16 protein-coding genes are annotated in these 18,895 nt (G+C 73.2%); 6 read left to right on the top strand and 10 right to left on the bottom strand.

From position 1 onward, the window contains the following. The first annotated feature begins 24 nt into the window (after positions 1-24). The gene (locus ACFW3L_RS05845) at positions 25-513 is read left to right on the top strand and encodes a hypothetical protein (protein ID WP_378736816.1); all 489 of its coding nucleotides are present in this window, start codon (positions 25-27) and stop codon (positions 511-513) included. Between the two features lie 56 nt (positions 514-569). Next, positions 570-983, top strand: a complete 414-nt coding sequence (locus ACFW3L_RS05840; protein WP_378736814.1) for a hypothetical protein — start codon at positions 570-572, stop codon at positions 981-983. Between the two features lie 118 nt (positions 984-1,101). Here the strand turns inward: ACFW3L_RS05840 and ACFW3L_RS05835 are convergent, their stop codons facing one another. From ACFW3L_RS05835 to ACFW3L_RS05825, 3 genes are all read right to left on the bottom strand, one after another. Continuing rightward, positions 1,102-1,455, bottom strand: a complete 354-nt coding sequence (locus ACFW3L_RS05835; RefSeq protein ID WP_378736812.1) for a hypothetical protein — start codon at positions 1,453-1,455, stop codon at positions 1,102-1,104. Between the two features lie 146 nt (positions 1,456-1,601). Then, entirely contained in the window at positions 1,602-3,011 is a 1,410-nt protein-coding gene (locus tag ACFW3L_RS05830; RefSeq protein ID WP_378736810.1) for an RNA polymerase sigma factor, read from the bottom strand. 530 nt (positions 3,012-3,541) lie between these two features. Next, positions 3,542-4,813: an AMP-binding protein gene (locus tag ACFW3L_RS05825; protein ID WP_378736808.1), complete on the bottom strand. Its 1,272-nt coding sequence runs from the start codon at positions 4,811-4,813 to the stop codon at positions 3,542-3,544. Between the two features lie 174 nt (positions 4,814-4,987). Here ACFW3L_RS05825 and menB point away from each other — a divergent pair, with 174 nt between their 5' ends. The 3 genes from menB to menD all read left to right on the top strand — a co-directional run bounded on the left by menB (position 4,988) and on the right by menD (position 8,715). Beyond that, the gene (menB, locus tag ACFW3L_RS05820; RefSeq protein WP_378736803.1) at positions 4,988-5,827 is read left to right on the top strand and encodes a 1,4-dihydroxy-2-naphthoyl-CoA synthase; all 840 of its coding nucleotides are present in this window, start codon (positions 4,988-4,990) and stop codon (positions 5,825-5,827) included. Further along, the gene (locus ACFW3L_RS05815; protein WP_378736801.1) at positions 5,824-6,810 is read left to right on the top strand and encodes an o-succinylbenzoate synthase; all 987 of its coding nucleotides are present in this window, start codon (positions 5,824-5,826) and stop codon (positions 6,808-6,810) included. Before menB ends, ACFW3L_RS05815 begins: the two co-directional genes overlap by 4 nt. A gap of 186 nt (positions 6,811-6,996) precedes the next feature. Beyond that, a complete protein-coding gene (menD, locus tag ACFW3L_RS05810) occupies positions 6,997-8,715 on the top strand; it encodes a 2-succinyl-5-enolpyruvyl-6-hydroxy-3-cyclohexene-1-carboxylic-acid synthase (protein ID WP_378736799.1) in 1,719 nt (572 codons plus the stop codon). 58 nt (positions 8,716-8,773) lie between these two features. Here menD and ACFW3L_RS05805 read toward each other — a convergent pair whose 3' ends face one another. Further along, the gene (locus ACFW3L_RS05805) at positions 8,774-9,136 is read right to left on the bottom strand and encodes a Uma2 family endonuclease (protein WP_378736797.1); all 363 of its coding nucleotides are present in this window, start codon (positions 9,134-9,136) and stop codon (positions 8,774-8,776) included. Between the two features lie 169 nt (positions 9,137-9,305). On the opposite strand from ACFW3L_RS05805, the gene ACFW3L_RS05800 reads away from it, so the two are divergent. After that, complete coding sequence (locus ACFW3L_RS05800; protein WP_378736795.1) at positions 9,306-9,869, top strand: dihydrofolate reductase family protein; 564 nt, start codon at positions 9,306-9,308, stop codon at positions 9,867-9,869. A 53-nt stretch (positions 9,870-9,922) separates the two neighbouring features. Here the strand turns inward: ACFW3L_RS05800 and ACFW3L_RS05795 are convergent, their stop codons facing one another. From ACFW3L_RS05795 to ACFW3L_RS05770, 6 genes are all read right to left on the bottom strand, one after another. Continuing rightward, complete coding sequence (locus ACFW3L_RS05795) at positions 9,923-11,350, bottom strand: glutamine synthetase family protein (RefSeq protein ID WP_378736793.1); 1,428 nt, start codon at positions 11,348-11,350, stop codon at positions 9,923-9,925. Then, entirely contained in the window at positions 11,347-13,266 is a 1,920-nt protein-coding gene (locus ACFW3L_RS05790; protein WP_378736791.1) for an IucA/IucC family protein, read from the bottom strand. Before ACFW3L_RS05790 ends, ACFW3L_RS05795 begins: the two co-directional genes overlap by 4 nt. Then, positions 13,263-15,074 carry an IucA/IucC family protein gene (locus ACFW3L_RS05785; RefSeq protein ID WP_378736789.1) on the bottom strand — a complete coding sequence of 604 codons (1,812 nt, stop codon included), beginning with the start codon at positions 15,072-15,074 and terminating at the stop codon, positions 13,263-13,265. The genes ACFW3L_RS05790 and ACFW3L_RS05785 overlap by 4 nt, the downstream gene beginning before the upstream one ends. A gap of 47 nt (positions 15,075-15,121) precedes the next feature. Then, positions 15,122-16,441 carry a lysine N(6)-hydroxylase/L-ornithine N(5)-oxygenase family protein gene (locus tag ACFW3L_RS05780; protein WP_378736787.1) on the bottom strand — a complete coding sequence of 440 codons (1,320 nt, stop codon included), beginning with the start codon at positions 16,439-16,441 and terminating at the stop codon, positions 15,122-15,124. Then, entirely contained in the window at positions 16,438-17,952 is a 1,515-nt protein-coding gene (locus tag ACFW3L_RS05775) for a pyridoxal phosphate-dependent decarboxylase family protein (RefSeq protein WP_378736784.1), read from the bottom strand. The genes ACFW3L_RS05780 and ACFW3L_RS05775 overlap by 4 nt, the downstream gene beginning before the upstream one ends. Positions 17,953-18,158: 206 nt before the next feature. Beyond that, on the bottom strand, positions 18,159-18,749 hold the full coding sequence (locus ACFW3L_RS05770) for a GNAT family N-acetyltransferase (protein WP_378736782.1): 591 nt from the start codon (positions 18,747-18,749) through the stop codon (positions 18,159-18,161). Positions 18,750-18,895 lie beyond the last annotated feature (146 nt).

Here is an 18,895-nt window from a genome sequence, read left to right as displayed (position 1 = left end):
CGACAACCCCCAAGGAGGCGCCCGATGAGCAGGAGATCCGGCGGCGGACGGTCATCAGGCGGACGTTCGGGCGGAGGCCGCTCCGGAGGAGGTCGCTCCGGCGGCGGACGTTCCGGAGGAGGCCGCTCCGGCGGCGGCAGTTCCCGCGGCGGCGCCGCCCGCCGTGGCGGTGGTTTCAACTCGCGCGGCAGCGGTGGCGGGGCCGGGCGCTCCGGCGGCTTCGGCTCCGGTGGCGCCGCGCGTCCCGGCGGCGGGTTCGCCTCGCGTTCGGGCGCCGCACGTTCCCGGAGGTCGTCACGTGCCTCGCGACCGAGCCGGCACACCCACGTGGTGGGTTCCGCGCACAGCGACCGCCCCCGGAACCGCTGGCACTACGGACGCAACCGCCACTACTACAGCGACGGCCCCGGCTTCGCCCCGCGCGGCGGCGGCCTGGGAGCGGTGCTGGGATGCCTGGGGGCCGTCGTCGGCCTGCTGGTCGTCCTGGTGGTCGTCTTCGCACTGATGATCTGATCCCGTCCCGCGCGACCATGTCCCCCCAGCAGGAACCCGAGAAGGAAGCAGTATCCGTGTCCCATCCCCCGATCCTCACCCGTGCCCTGTCCCTGACCCTCGCCCTGGCCGTCCCCCTGGCGCTGACCGCCTGTTCGGGCAACAAGGCGGAGATCGACGCCGCCTGTGCCGACATCCAGAGCAACATCAACGCCGTCGACCTGGCGGCCGAGAGCATCGGGACCGACGTCCTCGACGACGGAGTCCCGTTCCAGGACGACCACTACGCGGTGCTGGACGCCCACGTGCTGGACGTCGAACGCCTGGAGAACGCGGCGCGCGGAGGCCTCCGGGAGGACGCCACCGAGCGCGCCGACGCCGTCAACGCGGTCCTGGAGGAACTGGACTTCGGCGACGCCAACGGACTGGCCGACGCCCTCGACTGGACCGCCGAGACGCACGACATGATCCTGGCGGCCTGCGGCTACTAGGCCTCCGCGCCACGGACTCGAGAACGGGGAGACGGGGGCGGGCGGAGCGGTCCGCCCCCATCCCTGTGCCGGGAGGACCCGGCCCGGGCGGGTGAGCCCTCCCGGCTGGGCGGCGCGCTCAGCGACGCAGGCCCAGGACCGCGATCAGGTAGAAGCCGATCAGACCCGCCCACACCATGAAGACGGACATGGCGCTCCCGACCAGGGCGGCGACGATACCCGTCACCGGGATGCTGACGCCCAGGCACACCAGGGCCAGGACCATGCGCACGGTGTTGGAGGCCACGCCGACGCGAGCCTCGTCCCTTCCGGCCTGGCGGGCCACGTGGTGCCGGACGCGTTCCTCGATGGTGTCGTCGACCCGCTCGACCAGGGAGGCGGCCACCGCGTCGTCGTACTCGGGGCCCAGCTCACGGCTGGCGCGCAGCGCGGCGGCGATCTCGTCCTTGTGCCGCTGAGGGTTGTCGGTCATGCGCCCATCGTCCCACCGGGCCGCGGCGCCGTGCGCTCCCGTCTCCGGATACCAGGGGAAGTTCGGGGTTGTCCCTGAGCCCGGACAGCCGAAGGGGCCGCTCTCCCGAGGGGGGAACGGCCCCGTACGTCACACGAGGGGTAGGCTCAGCTGGCGAAGTCCAGCAGCTGCTGGGCCCGGCTCGGGTGGCGCAGCTTGGACAGCGACTGCTTCTCCAGCTGCCGGATGCGCTCCCGGGTGAGCCCCAGGTGTTTGCCGATCTCGTCGAGGGTGCGCGGTCGGCCGTCCATCAGCCCGAACCGCAGCGACATGATGGTCGCCTCGCGCGGCTCCAGGTCCGACAGGGCGTTGCGCAGCTGGTCGGCCATGAGCTGGCGGTCGACCACCTCGGAGGCCTCCGAGGCGTCCACGTCCTCGATCAGGTCACCGATGCGGGTCTCGCCGTCCTCACCGATGGTGGAGTCGAGGCTGATCGGCTGGCGGGTGACGCGCAGCAGCTCCTCGATCTGGGCCGGGGTCTTGTCCAGCTCCAGGCCCAGCTCCTCGGGGGTGGGCTCGCGGCCCAGCGCCTGGTGCATGTCGCGCTCCAGGCGGCTCACCTTGCTGAGCAGCTCCAGGACGTGCACGGGCAGGCGGATGGTGCGCGCGGAGTCCGCGAACCCGCGCTGGATGGCCTGGCGGATCCACCACATGGCGTAGGTGGAGAACTTGAAGCCCTTGGTGTAGTCGAACTTCTCCACGGCGCGGATGAGGCCGAGGTTGCCCTCCTGCACCACGTCCAGCAGGGACATGCCCCGGTCGCTGTACTTCTTGGCCACGGAGACGACCAGGCGGAGGTTGGCCTCCAGCATGTGGGACTTGGCCTTGCGGCCGTCCTCGGCCACCCACTCCAGTTCGTCGCGCTCGGCGTCGGCCATGGGGACCGCCCCGTCGACCTCGCCGTGCAGTCCGAGCCGGTACTCGGCGTAGAGTCCGGCCTCAACGCGCTTGGCCAGGTCCACCTCCTGCTCGGCGGTGAGCAGCTGACGCCGCCCGATCGCCTTGAGGTAGGTGTGGACCGAGTCGCCCATGGCGGGTGACTGGTCGTCGAGGTCGGCCTCGCCGGTCTCCGGGTCGGTGGTGTTCTGGTTGGTCTCGGTCTTCTTGGCGCGCCGCGTGGTGCGGGCCTTCCTCCGGGTGGAGGGGCCCTTGCGCGAGGCGGCCTTGCCGGTCGCGGCCTTGGGTGCCTCGTCGGTGTCGGGTACCGTCGCGATGAGAGTGTTTTCCAGCACGTCGTCCTCGGCGTCAGGGTCGGCCACCATCGCGGAGTCGTCGCCCCCGTTGGCGAGTCGGACCCCGTTCTCGGTGAGTTCACGCAGGATGGAGCGGCCGTCACTGGAGGTGACTCCGGCCGCGGAGAAAGCGGTACGTAGTTCTGAGAGGGACAGGTGTCCCTGGGCGCGCCCCTGGGTGATCAGGTCGGTCAGAGCCTCGTGGGCGGCACGGCCCTCGGTCGGAGCGTTGCCGTCGGGGACTTCGGCCTCGGGGCCCGAAGCGTCTAGGGCAGTGCTCGTCATGTGGGCACCTCCCTCCCTTCCAGGACGTGTGGCACGCGGCGGAGGGTTCCCGCCGACTGGTCGCGCCAATATGTCCAACGTGTCGGCGAGTCAAATGTTCCCTGTCTCGATTGGATATCGAAGAGGGTGGTATGGATCACTGTCCCATGAGTGGCGGAGTACCGACCCATGCGGGTAATGGCGCCCGCTCGGTCCGAGTGCGAGAACCGCCGCGCGACAGGCGTTCCGGGCGCGGGGGAGGGCGCAGGGGAGCGGACGGTGGGGTCGATGGCTGCCGCCAACCGCGGACCTCCTTGGAAGAGGGGCCGAAGAGACCGGATACTCAGGTAGACGCCAGGGAGCTTTCGGAAGTTCCCCGCCAACCGGACAAGGTCTCCCGGGCCAGGGTCCCACGTGTGGGGACCACACCGGTACACGCGTCCTCGACCCCCGGTGGAGCGCGTTCCGGCTCCGACCAGCGGAGCCGGAGGAATCCGTGAGCCGGGGCGGCCCCGGACGGCGGCTCGGGTGGGCGGGGACGGCCCGGCGGATCAGGGGGCGGTGCGGCGCAGGGCGACGAGGTCGGGCTTGCCGGAGGCGAGCATCGGCAGGGCGGACCGCAGGTCCAGTTCACGGGGGGCGGCGTAGGCGGGCAGCCGTTCGCGGACCCACTCCCGCAGCTGCTCCAGCGTGGGCGGGTCGCTGGGATCGGCGGGCACGACGACGGCGCTGACCCGCTCGCCCCACTCGGGGTCGGGACGGCCCACGACCACCGACTCCGCGACCTCGGGGCGAGCGGCCAGGATGGCGTTCACCTGGCCGGGCACCACCTTGTGACCGCCGGTGTTGACCACCTCGTCCATCCGGCCCAACACGTGCAGGCGTCCCTCGGAGTCCAGACGTCCCAGGTCGTTGGTGCGCAGCCACGGTTTCCCGGCGTCGTCGAGGACCATCCCCGCCTCGTCCTCTCCTCGGACCCACCCCCGCTGTTCCGACCCCGGGGGCATCCGGTACCCGGTGAGCAGGGTCGGTCCGCCCAGCACGACCCGGCCGGGCTCGCCCGGCTCCGCGCCGACGATCCCGACCTCGACCCCGTCCAGCGGAACACCGTCGTACACGCATCCGCCGCAGGTCTCGCTCATGCCGTAGGTGGTCACGACCCGGCCGCCCGCCACGCGGGCCGCGTCCAGCAGGGACGGCTCGGCCGCCGCGCCGCCGAGCAGGATCGTGCCGAACGCCGACAGGTCGGCCCCGGCCGCGAGCAGGCGACGCAGCTGGGTGGGGACCAGCGACACGTGCGGACGCGACGTGCGCGCCAGCTCCGCCACCGTGTCGGTGTCGAACGGGGCGTGCACCACCTCGCCCCCGGTGACCAGGGCGCGGATCATGACCTGGATGCCGGAGATGTGTCCCGCGGGCAGCACGCACAGCCAGCGGTCGCCCGGCACCGCGCCGATCCGGGCCACGGAGGCGCGCGCCGAGGCGCGCAGGGCGGACGCGGACAGCTCCACGCCCTTGGGCTCACCCGTCGAACCCGAGGTGGTCACCAGCAGCGCCCCGTCGGGGCCCACGGGGAGACCGTCGGGCAGATCGGTCACGCCGTCGGGAGTGCGCAGCGACGAGGGCCGCATGGCGGCCAGCAGGGCCTCGGCGCGCGGCTCGGGGGTGCCGTCGGGGATGGGCAGCAGCGCGGGTCCGGTGCCCTCCAACGCGTGGGCGAGCAGCTCGTGCATGAGGGCGGGGGACAGACCGCGCACCGCCTGGAGGGCGCGTTCGCCCTCGCGGCCGGGGACCTGGGACCGGACTTCGCTTGCTTGTGCCACGGTGCCCCAGCGTACGCCCGACCGGGGGAGGAGACGTCCCGTGGGGCCGGGCGCCGGGTGCGTGCCCGTCCGTCCCGGCTCGCCTGGCACAATGCGTAGGGTTGACGTCTGGGCGCGACGGCCACCCCGGCCGCGCCCACACCGTCCCCATCCCCGTGAGGAGAAGCAGAAGCCGTGAGCAGCGTGATCGACTGGCAGCGGTCGGGCGAGTATTCCGACATCATCTACGAGACCGCGGAGGGCATCGCCAAGATCACGATCAACCGCCCCGAGCGGCACAACGCGTTCCGCCCCCAGACGCTCTTCGAGCTCCAGACGGCGTTCAGCATCGCCCGGGACGACTCCAGCGTCGGCGTGATCATCTTCACCGGCGCCGGTGACCAGGCGTTCTGCTCCGGCGGCGACCAGAAGATCCGTGGCGACGACGGCTACATCGGTGACGACGCCGTGGCCCAGCAGGGGATCGGCCGCCTCAACGTGCTCGACCTCCAGGTGCAGATCCGCCGTCTGCCCAAGCCCGTGATCTGCATGGTCGCCGGGTGGTCCATCGGCGGCGGCAACGTCCTCCAGGTCTGCTGCGACCTCACCATCGCCGCCGACAACGCCAAGTTCGGCCAGACCGGCCCCAAGGTCGGTTCCTTCGACGGCGGTTACGGCGCCTGGCTGCTGGCGGAGACCGTGGGCCTGAAGAAGGCGCGCGAGATCTGGTACCTGTGCCGCCAGTACAGCGCCCAGGAGGCGCTGGACATGGGCATGGTCAACACCGTCGTGCCGCTGGCGGACCTGGAGAAGGAGACCGTCTCCTGGGCCCGCGAGATGCTGGAGAAGTCCCCGCTCGCGCTGCGCATGCTCAAGGGCGCCATCAACGCCGTGAGCGACGGCGCCGCCGGGATGCAGCAGTTCGCCGGTGACGCCACGATGCTCTACTACATGAGCGAGGAGGCCCAGGAGGGCCGGGACGCCTTCAAGGAGAAGCGTCGTCCGGAGTTCGACAAGTTCCCGCGCCGCCCGTGACCGGCGCCTCGGAGCCTGCCCCGGCGGTGACCGCCGCCGGGGGCCGGGCCTTCGCCATCGGCCTGCGCAACCGCTTCCGGGGCATCACGGTCCGTGAGGGGATGCTGGTGCGCGGCCCCGCCGGATGGGGCGAGTTCTCGCCCTTCGCCGAGTACGGGCCGCGCGAGTCCTCCCGCTGGTGGGCCGCCTGCCAGGAGGCGGCCCACCACGGCTGGCCGGAGCCCGTGCGCGACCGGGTCCCCGTCAACGTGACCGTGCCCGCCGTGGACCCCGGGCGCGCCGCCGCGATCGTCGCGGCGGGCGGCTGCGCCACCGCCAAGGTCAAGGTCGCGGAGAAGGGCCAGAACTGGCGCGAGGACGTGGCCAGGGTCGAGGCGGTCCGCTCCGCGATCGGCCCCTCCGGCCGGGTGCGGGTGGACGCCAACGGGGCCTGGGACGTGGACACCGCCGTGCGGATGACGCGCGAGCTGGACCGGTTCGACCTGGAGTACGTGGAGCAGCCCTCCGCTTCCCTGGACGAGTTGGCCGCCGTCCGCCGCCGAGTGGACGTGCCGGTGGCCGCCGACGAGTCCGTCCGGCGCGCGGAGGACCCGCTTCGTGTGCGTGCCTCCGAGGCGGCGGACATCGTCGTGCTCAAGGTGCAGCCCCTGGGCGGCGTCCGCGCCGCACTGCGGGTGGCCGAGGCCTGTGGACTTCCGGTGGTGGTCTCCAGCGCCGTGGAGACGTCGGTGGGCCTGGCGGCGGGGGTGGCCCTGGCCGCGTGCCTGCCCGAGCTGCCCTACGCCTGCGGTCTGGCCACCATGCAGATGCTGAACGCCGACGTCACCGCCGACCCGCTGCTGCCCGTGGACGGGTTCCTCCCGGTCCGTCCGGCCGTGGTGGACGAGGCGGCGCTGGCGGCGGTCGAGACCGATCCGGGCGCCTGGCGCGCACGGGCCGAGGCCGCCGAGGCGGCGGGGCGGACCCCCTCCGACCCGTCCTGACCACGGACGGGGTCGGCGCCGGGTGCCCCGGGGTGACGTGCGACCGTCCCCCGTGGGCAGGAGATCACAGCCCGGATCCCTCGCCGTTCGGAACCGAACGGGGTTCACTGGAGGGGACCGGGTCCGTTCGACCGGGTCGCACCGCACGGGGATACTGGCACATACCTTGACGAACGAAAGACTCTGATGAATCCGTCTACCGCCCTGGCTCGGGTCCTCGTCGACGAACTGGCCCGCTGCGGGATGGTCGAGGCCGTCGTCGCTCCCGGATCGCGCTCGACGCCCTTGGCGCTGGCCCTGGTCGCCCACTCCGGCATCCGGGTCCACGTGCGTGTGGACGAGCGTTCGGCCTCCTTCCTCGCCCTCGGCCTGGCCCGTGCCTCCCGCCGCCCCGTGGCGGTGGTGTGCACGTCCGGCACCGCGGCCGCCAACCTCCACCCCGCGGTTCTGGAGGCGGACGAGAGCGGGGTCCCGCTGCTGGTGCTCACCGCGGACCGGCCTCCGGAGCTGCGCGGAACGGGCGCCAACCAGACCGTCGACCAGATCGGCCTGTACGGCGGCGCCGTGCGGATGTTCGCGGAGGTCGGCACGCCCGACCCGGCCCCGGGCATGGTGGCGTACTGGCGCTCCCTGACCTGTCGGGCCTGGGCGTCGGCGACCGGCGGTCGCCCCGGCCCGGTCCACCTCAACGTGGCCTTCCGCGACCCGCTCACCCCGGACGAGCCCTCCGCCACCCCGACCTGGACGGCGCCGCTGGACGGCCGCCCGGACGGCCGCCCCTGGATCTCGCGTCCCGGCCCGTTCACCGAGCCTGCGCCGCTGGTCCTGCCGGACGTCGAACGCGGCGTGATCGTGTGCGGGGACGGCGACTACGACCCCGTCCCCTTCCTGGCCCTGTCCGAGGTGACCGGCTGGCCCCTGCTGGCCGAACCCACCTCCAACGCCCGCCGGGCGGGCGCGGTCTCCACCTACCGGCAGCTGCTGGCCTCCCCGGGGTTCTCCGAGGAGCACACCCCCGAGCTGGTCGTGAGCGTGGGGCGGCCCAACCTGTCCCGGCAGGTGCTGGCGTTCCTGCGCCGTGCCGACCGCCACGTGGTGGTCACGGCCGGAGCCCTGGGCGACCCGGCGGCGAGCCTGGCCAACGACTTCTCCGACCCCGTGCGCACGGCCACCGACGTGGTCGCGGCGGTGGCCCCGCCCGCCGGTCTGGACTGGGCGCACCCGCGCCGCACCGACTGGTCGCGTTCGTGGGAGCGCGCCGAGGCGGTCGCCCGAGGGGTCATCGACGGGCTGCTGGACGCGGAGGAGACCCTGACCGAGCCGCGCCTGGCACGTGACCTCGTCTCCCAGCTTTCCGAGGGCTCACTGCTCTTCGCCGGTGCGAGCATGCCCATCCGCGACCTCGACGCCACGATGGGTGCCCGCTGCGGCGTGCGGCTGGTCGGCAACAGGGGTGTGAGCGGGATCGACGGGACGGTGTCCACGGCGATCGGCGCGGCCCTGGCCCACCAGCGGGAGGGCGGGGGCCAGGCCTTCGCCCTGCTCGGCGACCTGGCGATGCTGCACGACCAGAACGGTCTGATCATCGGCCCGGGCGAGCCCCGACCCGACCTCGCGATCATCGTGGTCAACAACGACGGCGGTGGCATCTTCTCGGGCCTGGAACAGGCGGGTCACCCCGACTTCGAGCGGGTGTTCGGCACCCCGCACGGCGTCTCCATGGAGAGGGTGGCGGCCGTGGCGGACCTGCCCTACACCCGGGTCGAGTGGGCCACCGACCTGCCCAAGGCGCTCCTCGGCGAGGGTCCGCGCATGGTGGAGGTCCGCACGACCAGAGCGGGCAGCGCGGCGTTGCGGCGCCGCCTCCAGGACGCGGTGGACCACGCGCTCGGCGCTCTGCCCTAGCGGAGCGTCGCACGAAGGGGGAGGCACGGAGCACCGTGCCTCCCCCTTCGTCCGCCGGTCAGCGGTCCAGAATGTCGGTCAGGTCGCACTCCAGCTTCAGCGGAACGGAGGTCCTGAGCGACTTCCGGTGGATGGTCGGCCTGCCGTAGTCGCCGGAGGGGCTGGCCGGGTCCTTCTCGTACTCGTAGACCACCGCGTCGTTCCCGTCCTGCTCGACGCGCCAGTAGAAGCGCACACCGGCCCGCGCGTAGAGCTCGGGCTCGCGTTCCCGGTCCCGTACCTCCGACTCCTTGGAGACCACCTCGACCGCCAGCTCCACCGCCTCGGGCGGGAACCAGGTCCGCTCCAGCTTCCGGAACGCGTCCGTGCGAACCAGCACCAGGTCCGGCTCCGGCCGCTTCCTGGTGTCGCTTTCAGCCAAGGTTCCTACCCAGAGGATGCACCAGGACCCGGGGAGGCGGTCGCCCACGGGGCCGGGACACGCCCGGGTCCCTCGCGGTGGCGCCGGTGCTGAGGACGGCGCGCGTCGTGACGGGTTCCCGGGGGTTCGGCGGCCATACTGACGGGACCGTTACCGAGGAGGGCGTGCGATGCGCGACGTGGTCTATTCGATGGGTGTGTCCCTGGACGGCTACGTCGTCGGGCCGGACGGCTCCTTCGACTGGTCGGTACCGGACGAGGAGGTCTTCACCCTCGCGACCGACGAGGTGCGCCGCGTCGGCGTCTACCTGTTGGGGCGGCGGCTCTACGAGACGATGGCCTACTGGGAGACCGTCGACCAGAACCCGGCACACGACCACTCGACGGTCGAGTTCGCCCGGATCTGGCGGGCGCTCCCCAAGGTGGTGTTCTCCTCCACGCTGTCCGAGGTGCGGGGCAACACCCGCCTGGCGTCCGATGGTCCGGCGGAGGTGATCGCGCGCCTGAGGGCCGAGCCCGGCGAGGGGGACATCGCCGTCGGCGGCGCGACCCTGGCCGCCGAGGTGGCCGACCTGGGACTGGTCGACGAGTTCCGGCTCCGGGTGTACCCGGTGCTGGTGGGCGGTGGCACCCCGTTCTTTCCCCGGGGCGAGCGTCGGCAGGACCTGCGTCTCGTCGAGTCGCGGACCGTCGGCGCGGGGATCGTCTACCTCCGCTACCGCGTGGCACGCTGACCCGCGAGGGGGGTCGAGGCCCCGCCGGACCGTTCCGGCGGGGCGCTCACGGCCTACCCCCGCTCGAAGTGGCGACGGCGTTCGAGGTCGGTGACCGTGGCGGAGAAGGCCGCGAGCTCGGCGCGGCCCGCCGCCGCCTGGTTGCGCACCACCTCCGGGCCGAAGCAGGCCAGGGCGATCTCACTGTCCTCCCAGGCCCGGACGGCCTCCTCCAGGGAGGCGGGCAGGCGGGCGGCACCACTGGCCGAGGCGTCCCCCACCGTGGGTTCGGGCAGGGGCAGCGCCTGGTCGATGCCGTACAGGCCCGCCGCGATGATCCCCGCGACGGTCAGGTGGGGGTTGGCGTCCCCGCCCGGCACCCGGAACTCGATCCGCGCGGACTCGCCCGACCCGATCACCCGTACCGGGCAGGTGCGGTTGTCCAGACCCCAGGTGACGGTGTTCGGGGCGTAGGCCTGCGGTGACAGGCGCTTGTACGAGTTGACGTTGGGCGCGTGGAGCAGGGCGAAGTCCCGGGCGCAGGCCAGCTGCCCGGCGACGAAGTGCTCCATGTGCTTGGACATGCCGTACCGGCCCGCGCCGTCGTCGGCGAAGACCGGGTGGCCGGTCTCGTCGCGCAGCGACAGGTGCACGTGGCAGGAGTTGCCCTCGCCGCCGTCGTACTTGGCCATGAAGGTCAGCGCGACTCCGGCCTGCGCCGCCAGCGCCCTGGCCCCCGCCTTGTACACGACGTGGTTGTCGCAGGTGCGCAGGGCGTCGTCGTAGCGGAAGACGATCTCGTACTGGCCGGGGTGGCACTCGCCCCGGGCCGACTCCACGGTCATGCCGGTGCGCTCCATGGCGGTGCGGATGCGCCGCATGAGCGGGTCGATCTCGGTGACCTCGGGCACCGCGTAGTCGGAGTTGAAGCGGGTCGCGGTGGTCAGGCCCCGGTAGTCGGCCTCGAAGGCCTCCTGGTAGGAGTCGCGGAACACCAGGAACTCCAGCTCCGTCCCGGCCAGGGCGCGCCAGCCGCGTTCGGTGAGCCGGTCCATCTGGGTGCGCAGCACCTGGCGGGGAGCCACCGGCACCGGGGTACCCCCGGCGTCGCGGGCGTCACCGAGCACCAGGGCGGTGCCCGGGTCCCAGGGCAGGTAGCGCAGGGTGCCGGGGTCGGGCAACACGGAAAGGTCCCCGAGCCCGCCGTCCCAGGGGTCGACGGCGTAGCCGGGGCGCGACTCCATCTCGACGTCCGTGGCGAGCAGGTACAGGCAGGCGTCGAAGCCGTGGTCCAGCGTCCGTGAGAGGAAGTCCCGGGGGTTGATCCGGCTTCCCTGCACCCGCCCCTGGAGGTCGGGCAGGGCCACGATCACGTCGGTGATCGCCCCCGACTCCACGTCGGCGCGCAGGCGTTCGAGCGGTACCGGGAAGGGCGGCGGCGGTGGGGAGGGCGGCAGGGTCTCGGTCAGCGGCGGCAGTCCGTCGCCCACGATCCGGTTCATCGGGCCTCCTCGGGACTGGTGGCGGGGGCCCGGTGGAGCGGGTTGGGGATGGGCGGCGCGTCCAGGTGGAACTCCGCGTCGCGTTCGGCCCGGTCGTGGTAGCCGTCGCCCAGGAGGCGCTCCCGGTTCAGGCACACGCGCTCGTACTCGGGGGCGAGCAGGTCGAACACCGCGAAGCGCGCGGCCAGCTCGGGGAACTCCTCCTGGTAGCGCGTGACCTCCGCGCGCACCAGGTCCCAGAACCGCGCCTCGGGCACGTCCAGGTGCTCCTGGACCAGCGGCGCGAGGTAGCGGAAGTGGCCGACGAACAGGGACTTGGCGACCGAGGAGGTGAGTTCGCGGGCGTCGAAGCGCATGAGCACGCCCAGCGTCTCCTCGGGCAGGTCCGCGTACTCGGGCAGGTCGGTGTCGAGGAGTTTCATGTCGTCCACGAAGTCCTTGACGGCGAGCCGGACCGGGCGGTCGTTCCCGTCGTGGACCACGATCGCGTTCTCCCCGTGCGGGTTGAAGGCCAGCCCGTACCGGTACAGCAGGTGCAGGATCGGCGGCAGCAGCGCCGCGAACAGCGCGCGCAGCCACTCCTCCGCACCCAGACCGGAGCGTTCCACGAGTTCGCTGACGAGGGCCCGCCCCTCGCCGTCCACGTGCAGCAGCGCGGCCAGGGTACGGGCGCGCTCCCCGGGGTCGAGCTGTTCGGTGACCGGCTCGCGCCACAGGGCGCCGAGCAGCTGGCGGTGCCGGTAGGGGGCGTCGGGGATGTCCTCCAGGACGGGGTGGCGCACGGCCACGGCCGCGACCTCGCCGGGCAGGACCACCCGGCAGCGCTCGGAGAGGAAGGGGTCGCGGTCGCGCAGGGCGTGCACCCACCCGGTGCTGGCCGGTGCCGCCCGGCACAGCTCGGTGGGGATGCCCCGGTAGACCATCGTGTTGAGGATGGCCAGCGAGAGCTTGACGTTGAGCCGGTCGGGACGGTCGAGGTTGGTGAAGGTGCGGATGGACTGCTGCGGCAGGTAGTCGTCGGCCGCCTCGCCTAGGGGCACGACGAGGCGGTGGGAGATCTCGGCGGCGAACAGCGGCACGACCACCTCGTCCCACTGCCAGGGGTGGACCGGCAGCCACACGAACTCCGTCGCTTCGGTACCGGAGCCCCGCAGGGTCCGCTCCAGCCGGGCGGTGAACGCGGAGGTCAGTTCGGGCCCCAGTTCGCGGGCGCGCAGGGTCTCCTGGTCCAGGCCCGGGACTCCGTGGTGTTCGGCCAGGGAGCGGTGCACGGCGATCCAGGGCATCCGCGCGGGGCGCCGGGCCTCGGGCGGGAACAGGGCGCGGTCGCGGGCGGAGAAGCCGACCCGGCCCTTGTTGGCGAAGATCCAGGGGTGGCCGGTCTGGTGCCCCTCCAGTTCGGCGTGGGGGAGCGCGGCCAGAGCGGCGCTGGAGGTGCGGGAGGAGGCCAGGCGGGCGTCCCCGCTCAGGGTGGCGGTGAGCTCTCCGACGGTGAACGCCTCCACGTCCGGTGAGACGATCCCGGCCGCGCCGAGGTCGCGCAGGAGCGTGAAGGGCGCGGCTGCGGTCCGTGTGCCGTCGGCGGCCTCGCGTTCGACGGTGCCGGGGTGGACCCGCCAGCCGTCCATGGTGGTGCGCCGTCCCTCGAACACGTAGGCGGCGCCGGGGTGCACGCGGGCCCGCCAGATCCCCGGACCGCCGGGTTCGGGGCGCAGGGCGTACTCGAAGCAGAGTTCCGCGAGCATCTTGGCGGCCAGGTGGTCGCTGGCGCGGTCCCAGTGCTCGGCGGTGAGTTCCGGGGGGACCGGCAGCGGATCCGGGTCGGCGGCGGCCGGGCCCCTGGAGGGGGCCGATACCTGGGCGCGGGTCGGGTTCTGGGTGGTCATCGGCGGGTTCTCCGGGCTGGTGGTGGTCACGGCTGCGCGAGGGGGTTGTCGACCAGGCCGTGCATGACGTCGAACTCGGCGTCGCGTTCGGCGCGCTCGTGGAAACCGCCGCCCATCAGCTGCTCGCGGTTCAGGGCGACCCGGCCCACCTTGGGCGCGAGGAGGTCGAACATCGCGAAGCGGTCGGCCAGCTCGGGGAAGCGCTCCTGGTAGGCCAGGACCTGCTCGCGGGCGAGCCGCCACAGCGTCTCGCCGGGTACGCCCAGCTCGCGTTCGACGATGTCGGCGAGGAACCGCAGGTGGCCCGCGCAGATCGCGGACAACACCGAGTGGGCCAGCTCCTCGGGCTTCCACCGGTGCAGCACCGAGCGCACGTGGTCGGGGATCTCGGCGTACTCGGGCAGGTCGAAGGGGAGCAGCTCGACGTCGGAGCCGAAGTCCTTCAGCGCGACGCGGACGGGGGTCTCGTCGCCGTCGAAGACCAGCACGACGTTCTCGCCGTGGGGGGTGAAGGAGGCCCCGTAGCGGTGCAGGTAGTGCAGGACCGGGGGGAACAGCGCTCCCAGGAACCGCTCCAGCCACACCTGCGGCGCCAACCCCGAGCGCTCGACCAGCTCGGTCACGAGCGCACGCCCGTCGGCGCCCTCCAGGAGCAGACACGCCATGGTGCGGGCCCGCTCCCCGGGGGCGAGGTGGCCGTGGATCGGCTCGCGCCAGATCGTGCCCAGGAGTTCGTGGAAGCGGTAGGGGGCCTGCGGCATCTGGTCGAACACGGGGTGGGGGACGGTCGCCGAGGCGCGCTCCGCGAGCATGATCACCCCGGTCTCGGCGAGGTACGGGTCACGCTCGGCGAGCGAGCGCAACCAGGTGCTGGTGTGCGGGGCGCACCCGGTCTGGGTCCCCGAGAGGCCGCGCCACACCAGGGTGTTGCGGATCATCAGGGGCACCTTGACGTTGAGGCGGTCGGGCCGGTCCAGGTTCATCAGGGTGCGGATGGACTGGAAGGGGCGGTAGCGGTCGCGGCTCGGGCCGAGGCGCACCACCGTGCCGAGGGCGATCTCGGAGGCGAACAGCGGGGCGACCACCTCGTCCCACTGGAAGGGGTGGACCGGCATCCACAGGAAGGCGTCGGGGTCGCCGCCGCGCGCCCGCACGGCCTCCGCGAACTCCGTCCGCTGGTCCTCGTCGAGTTCGCGGGTGAGCAGGCCGTGCCGTTCGGTGTCGGCCATGGACTGGAAGCTCCCGAGGTCGGGGTGGACCGCGATCCACACGAGGTGGAACGCGCCCCGGGCCTCGGGGGTGTAGCGGGCGGCGTCGTCGGCGGAGAACCCCAGGCGTCCCTTGTTGACGAAGATGCAGGGGTGGCCGGTCTGGTGTCCTTCCAGGTCCTCGTACGGGAGGTCCGCGAGCTCGGCGGCACCGAGGGCGGAGGAGACCAGCCGGGCGTCGGCCGCGTGGGTGGCCAGGAGGTCGCGGACCACCTCGGCCAGGGAGTCACCGGGCAGGCCCACGGTGGCCTGGGCGTCGGTCACGAACAGGGCGGGGTCCCAGGCGGGCGCCTCGGCCTCGCGGGTCCGGCGGACGAGGGAGTCGGGATCCACGTGCCAGGAGCCGAACCCGCCCCGGCGCGCGGTGAAGCCGTAGGAGACGCCGCCGTCCACGGCCAGGGTCCAGGCGGGGGAGGCACCGGGGCCCGTGTCGGCAGCGGCCTCGGGGACGACCATCTCCTCGTAGGCCATCTCACCGACCATGTGGGCGAGCAGGCGACGCCCGGCCCGGCGCCAGTTCTCGGCGTCGGTGGTGGCGGGGTCGGTGGTGGCGGGTGCGGTCTCGGGCAAGGGGTTCCCTTCCGTCCGGTGGTCGGTCGGTGTGGTGGGCGGGCTGGTCACGGGCGCTCCTCGTCCGGAACACCGAAGGTCTGGTAGGCGGTGCGTTCGGGGAGCCGGTACACGGTGCGTCCGGTGAGGCCGTTGAGGATGGTGGCGGCCCGCCAGGCACCCAGGCCCAGGTCCGGGGTGCCGACGCCGTGGGTGTGCAGCTCCGCGTTCTGCACGTGGATGGGGGCGGACAGCGCGGGGTCGGTCTCCAGACGGTGGTCCGGACCGATCAGGTGCCGCCCGCGCGCGTCCGTGCGCAGGAACTTGGCCACCGGGGCGAGGAAGTCGGGCGCGCGCTGGGCGTACCCGGAGGCGGCCACCACCGCGTCGGTGCGCACCGTGAACGCGCGCCCCTGCTCACGGTGGCGGAAGCGCAGTTCGTAGCCGTTCCCCTCGGCGCGGGCGTCGACGAGCTCGCACTGCGCGGCCAGGGAGGCGCCGACCTCTCCGCCGCCGATGCCGCGCTCGTAGAGCACGTCGTGGATCTCCGCGATGGTGTCGGCGCTGACGCCCTTGTACAGCTGCCACTGCTCGGGCACCAGGCGGTCCCGCACGGGTTCCGGCAGGGCGTGGAAGTAGGCCGTGTAGTCGGGGGTGAAGTGCTCCAGGCCGAGCTTGGAGTACTCCATGGGGGCGAAGGCGGGCGAGCGGGTCAGCCAGCGCACCCGGGTGTCGCGGTGGTCGGGGGAGCGCAGCAGGTCGAGGAAGACCTCGGCGCCCGACTGGCCGGAGCCGACCACGGTCACGTCGTCCGCCCCGGCCAGCGCGGCCGTGTGGTCGAGGTAGTCGGCGGCGTGCAGGACGCGGTCGCCCTCCAGTGCGCGCAGGGGTTCGGGCAGCACCGGAGCGGTGCCGATCCCGATCACCAGGGCGCGGCCCCGCACGGCCTCCCGGGAACCGTCGGCTCGGGCGTACTCGACGGTGAACACGCCGTCCTCCGCCCGCACGGCGGTGACCTCGGCGTCGAAGCGGCAGGAGTCCAGACTGTGCGCCACCCACCGGCAGTAGTCGTCGTACTCGCGCCGGGGCACGTGGAAGTGCTCGGCGAAGTAGAAGGGGAAGAGGCGGTCGTGTTCACGCAGGTAGGACAGGAACGACCACCGGCTGGTCGGGTCCACCATGCTCACCAGGTCAGCGAGGAAGGGCACCTGGAGGCGGGCACCCTCCAGCAGGAGCCCGGGGTGCCAGGAGAAGTCCGGGCGGGCCTCCAGGAAACGCGCGGAGAGCCCGGGGACCGCGTCGGAGAGGGCGGCCAGGGCGAGGTTGAACGGGCCCAGCCCGACCCCCACGAGGTCATGGACGCGGGGGTCGTCGTGCGGGAAGGTCAACGGGTCTCCTCGGGGACGGTCCGTTCGGCGGTGCCCGCCCTGGCCACCTCGTCGAGCAGCGCGGCGGTGTCGTCGGCGGTCGTGTCGGGGTTGAGCAGGGTGAGCTTGAGCCACACCCGTCCGTGCACGGCGGTGCGGCCCACCACGGCGCGGCCCTGTTCGAGCAGGCGGCGGCGCAGACGCGCGTTGACGGAGTCCGCGTGCTCTCCGGCGCGGTAGCGGAAGACCACCGTGGTGAGGCTGGGCGTGGCCAGGAGTTCGAGGTCCGGATGGGCGGTGACCAGGTCGGCGGTCTCCAGCGCGAGGTCGTGGCAGGCCTCGACCAGACGGCCCAGCCCGGCGGTGCCCAGGGCGCGCAGGGTGACGGCGATCTTGAGGACGTCCGCCCGGCGGGTGGTGCGCAGCGAGTAGCCGAGCAGGCTGGGGTAGCCCGCCTCCTCGTCGTCGGTCGGGTTGAGGTAGTCCACCGAGCGTGACAGCGGAGCGAACAGGGCGCGCTCGCGAGTGAGGAGCATTCCTGCGGCCACCGGCTGCCAGCCGAGCTTGTGCAGGTCCAGGCTGACCGAGTCGGCGTTCTCGATCCCGGTGAGCAGGGTGCGCAGGCGCGGGGAGAACAGGGCGCCGCCACCGTAGGCGGCGTCCACGTGCAGCCACACGCCGGACTCCCGGCAGACGCGGGAGACCGCGTCGAGCGGGTCGACGCCGCCCAGGTCGGTGGTACCGGCGGTGGCGACCACGGCCACGGCCGTGTCGCCGTCCGCACGGACGCGTTCGAGGGCGGCGCGTAGCGCCTCGGGCCGCATGCGGTGCCGCTCGTCCACCTCGACGGTGACCACGGCGTCCTCGCCCAGCCCGAGGAGGGCGGCGGAGCGCTGAACGGAGAAGTGCGCCACCTCCCCGCACAGCACGCGGGGCCGGGCCGTGCCGGAGGCCCCGGTCAGTCCGTGGCGGCCCGCTCCGGGCAGGGCGTGGTCGCGGGCGAGGAGCAGGGCGGTCAGGTTGGACTCGGTGCCGCCCGAGGTGACGACGCCGCCCGCGCCGGACCCGTCGTAGCCGACCAGCCCGGCCAGTTCGGCCACCACCTCGGTCTCCAGCGCGGTGGCCGCGGGCGCCTGGTCCCAGGAGTCCATGGACTGGTTGAGGACCGAGGCGACGGTGTCGGCGGCGACCGCGACGGCCAGGGGAGGACAGTGCAGATGGGCCGCGCAGTGGGGGTGGGCGGGGTCGGCGGCGCCGAGGGTCAGCGCGTGGGTGAGTCGTTCCAGGACGGCCTCGGCGGAGGCGTCGGGTACGGGGAGGAGGGGGCCCAGTGCCGCGCGGACCCGCTCGGCGACCTCGGCGGGGCCTTGTGCGGGCAGGGGGCCGCCGCGGAGGGCGGCGGCTGTGGTCAGTGCCTCGGTGGCCCTCCCCACGAGGGTGGCGACCGTGGCGGGTCCGCCGGGTGCTCCGGCCAGCCGGGAGGCGAGGAGGGGGACGGGCGGGTCGGTCTCGGTGTCACTGGAGGTGCTCATGGTCAGAGTCGAGTCACTCTGTGTGATGGGCATGGGTGTCGGGCTCCTGTGGGTCCGGGTGCGGAACGCTCGGGGCGGGTGGAGGTGCGGCGACCGTTCCGGGTGCTGCCGTGCCGGACGGTTCAGAGGAGGAGCCGCGGTGCGGGGGCGCGCGTCCTGCTGGAGGGCGCGGGCCGAGTCGGTCGGGGGGTGGGCCGGGGGCCTGGTCAGGAAGGCAGGGGCAGGACCAGGGCGTGGTGTCCGCGCCAGCCCGGGTGCGGGGCGACCTCGCCCACGTGCCGCCAGCCGTTGGCGAGGAAGAGGTCCAGGGCACGGGTGTTGCCCTCGGCCACCAGTGCGGTGGCCCGCTCCTCCCGGCGGCCCGCCATCAGCAGGGTCAGGGCCCGGCGCGCCACGCCCCGGCCGCGGAAGCGGTCGTGGACCAGCACCTCACACAGGGCGAGGGTGCGTCCGGGGTGCTCCCGGGTGGTCTCTCCGGCGTCGACGCCGGGCCGGGGCTCGAAGCCGTCCCACCAGCCCGTGGTGACGGGCAGCGTGTACCCGTAGGCGAATCCGGCCGGTTCGTCGTCGACACGGCAGGCCGTGAGACGGAAGCCGGGGCGGGAGGCGCTGAACGCCAGGCGTTCGCCGAAGGTGGGTTCCCGGTGGTCGGGCAGGTGCAGGGAGTCGGCGTAGACCGTCTCGTAGGCCTGGATCCAGGGCTTCGGGTCGGCCTGGACGTCGTGGCCCCGGAGGTTCTCCAGGTGCCACTGGGCATCCGGCGCTGGTGCGGACGTGGGAGCGGGTGTCACGGGCATCGGGGGCGCTCTTTCGTCGGGGTCCTCGGGGTGCCGCGGGGGAGTGGGTGTGTCGCCGGAACGACCGTGGTGTTTCGGTGACGTGGTGTGGCCGGGTTCAATTAGGGCAGGCTAACCTAATCAAGTCAATGCTCCGTCGGAGTGCT

It is taken from the genome of Nocardiopsis sp. NPDC058789, from assembly GCF_042745575.1.
Lineage (GTDB): Bacteria > Actinomycetota > Actinomycetes > Streptosporangiales > Streptosporangiaceae > Nocardiopsis > Nocardiopsis eucommiae.
Note: the sequence above shows the minus strand (reverse complement) of the source record. Positions and strands in the feature narration are given on the sequence as shown.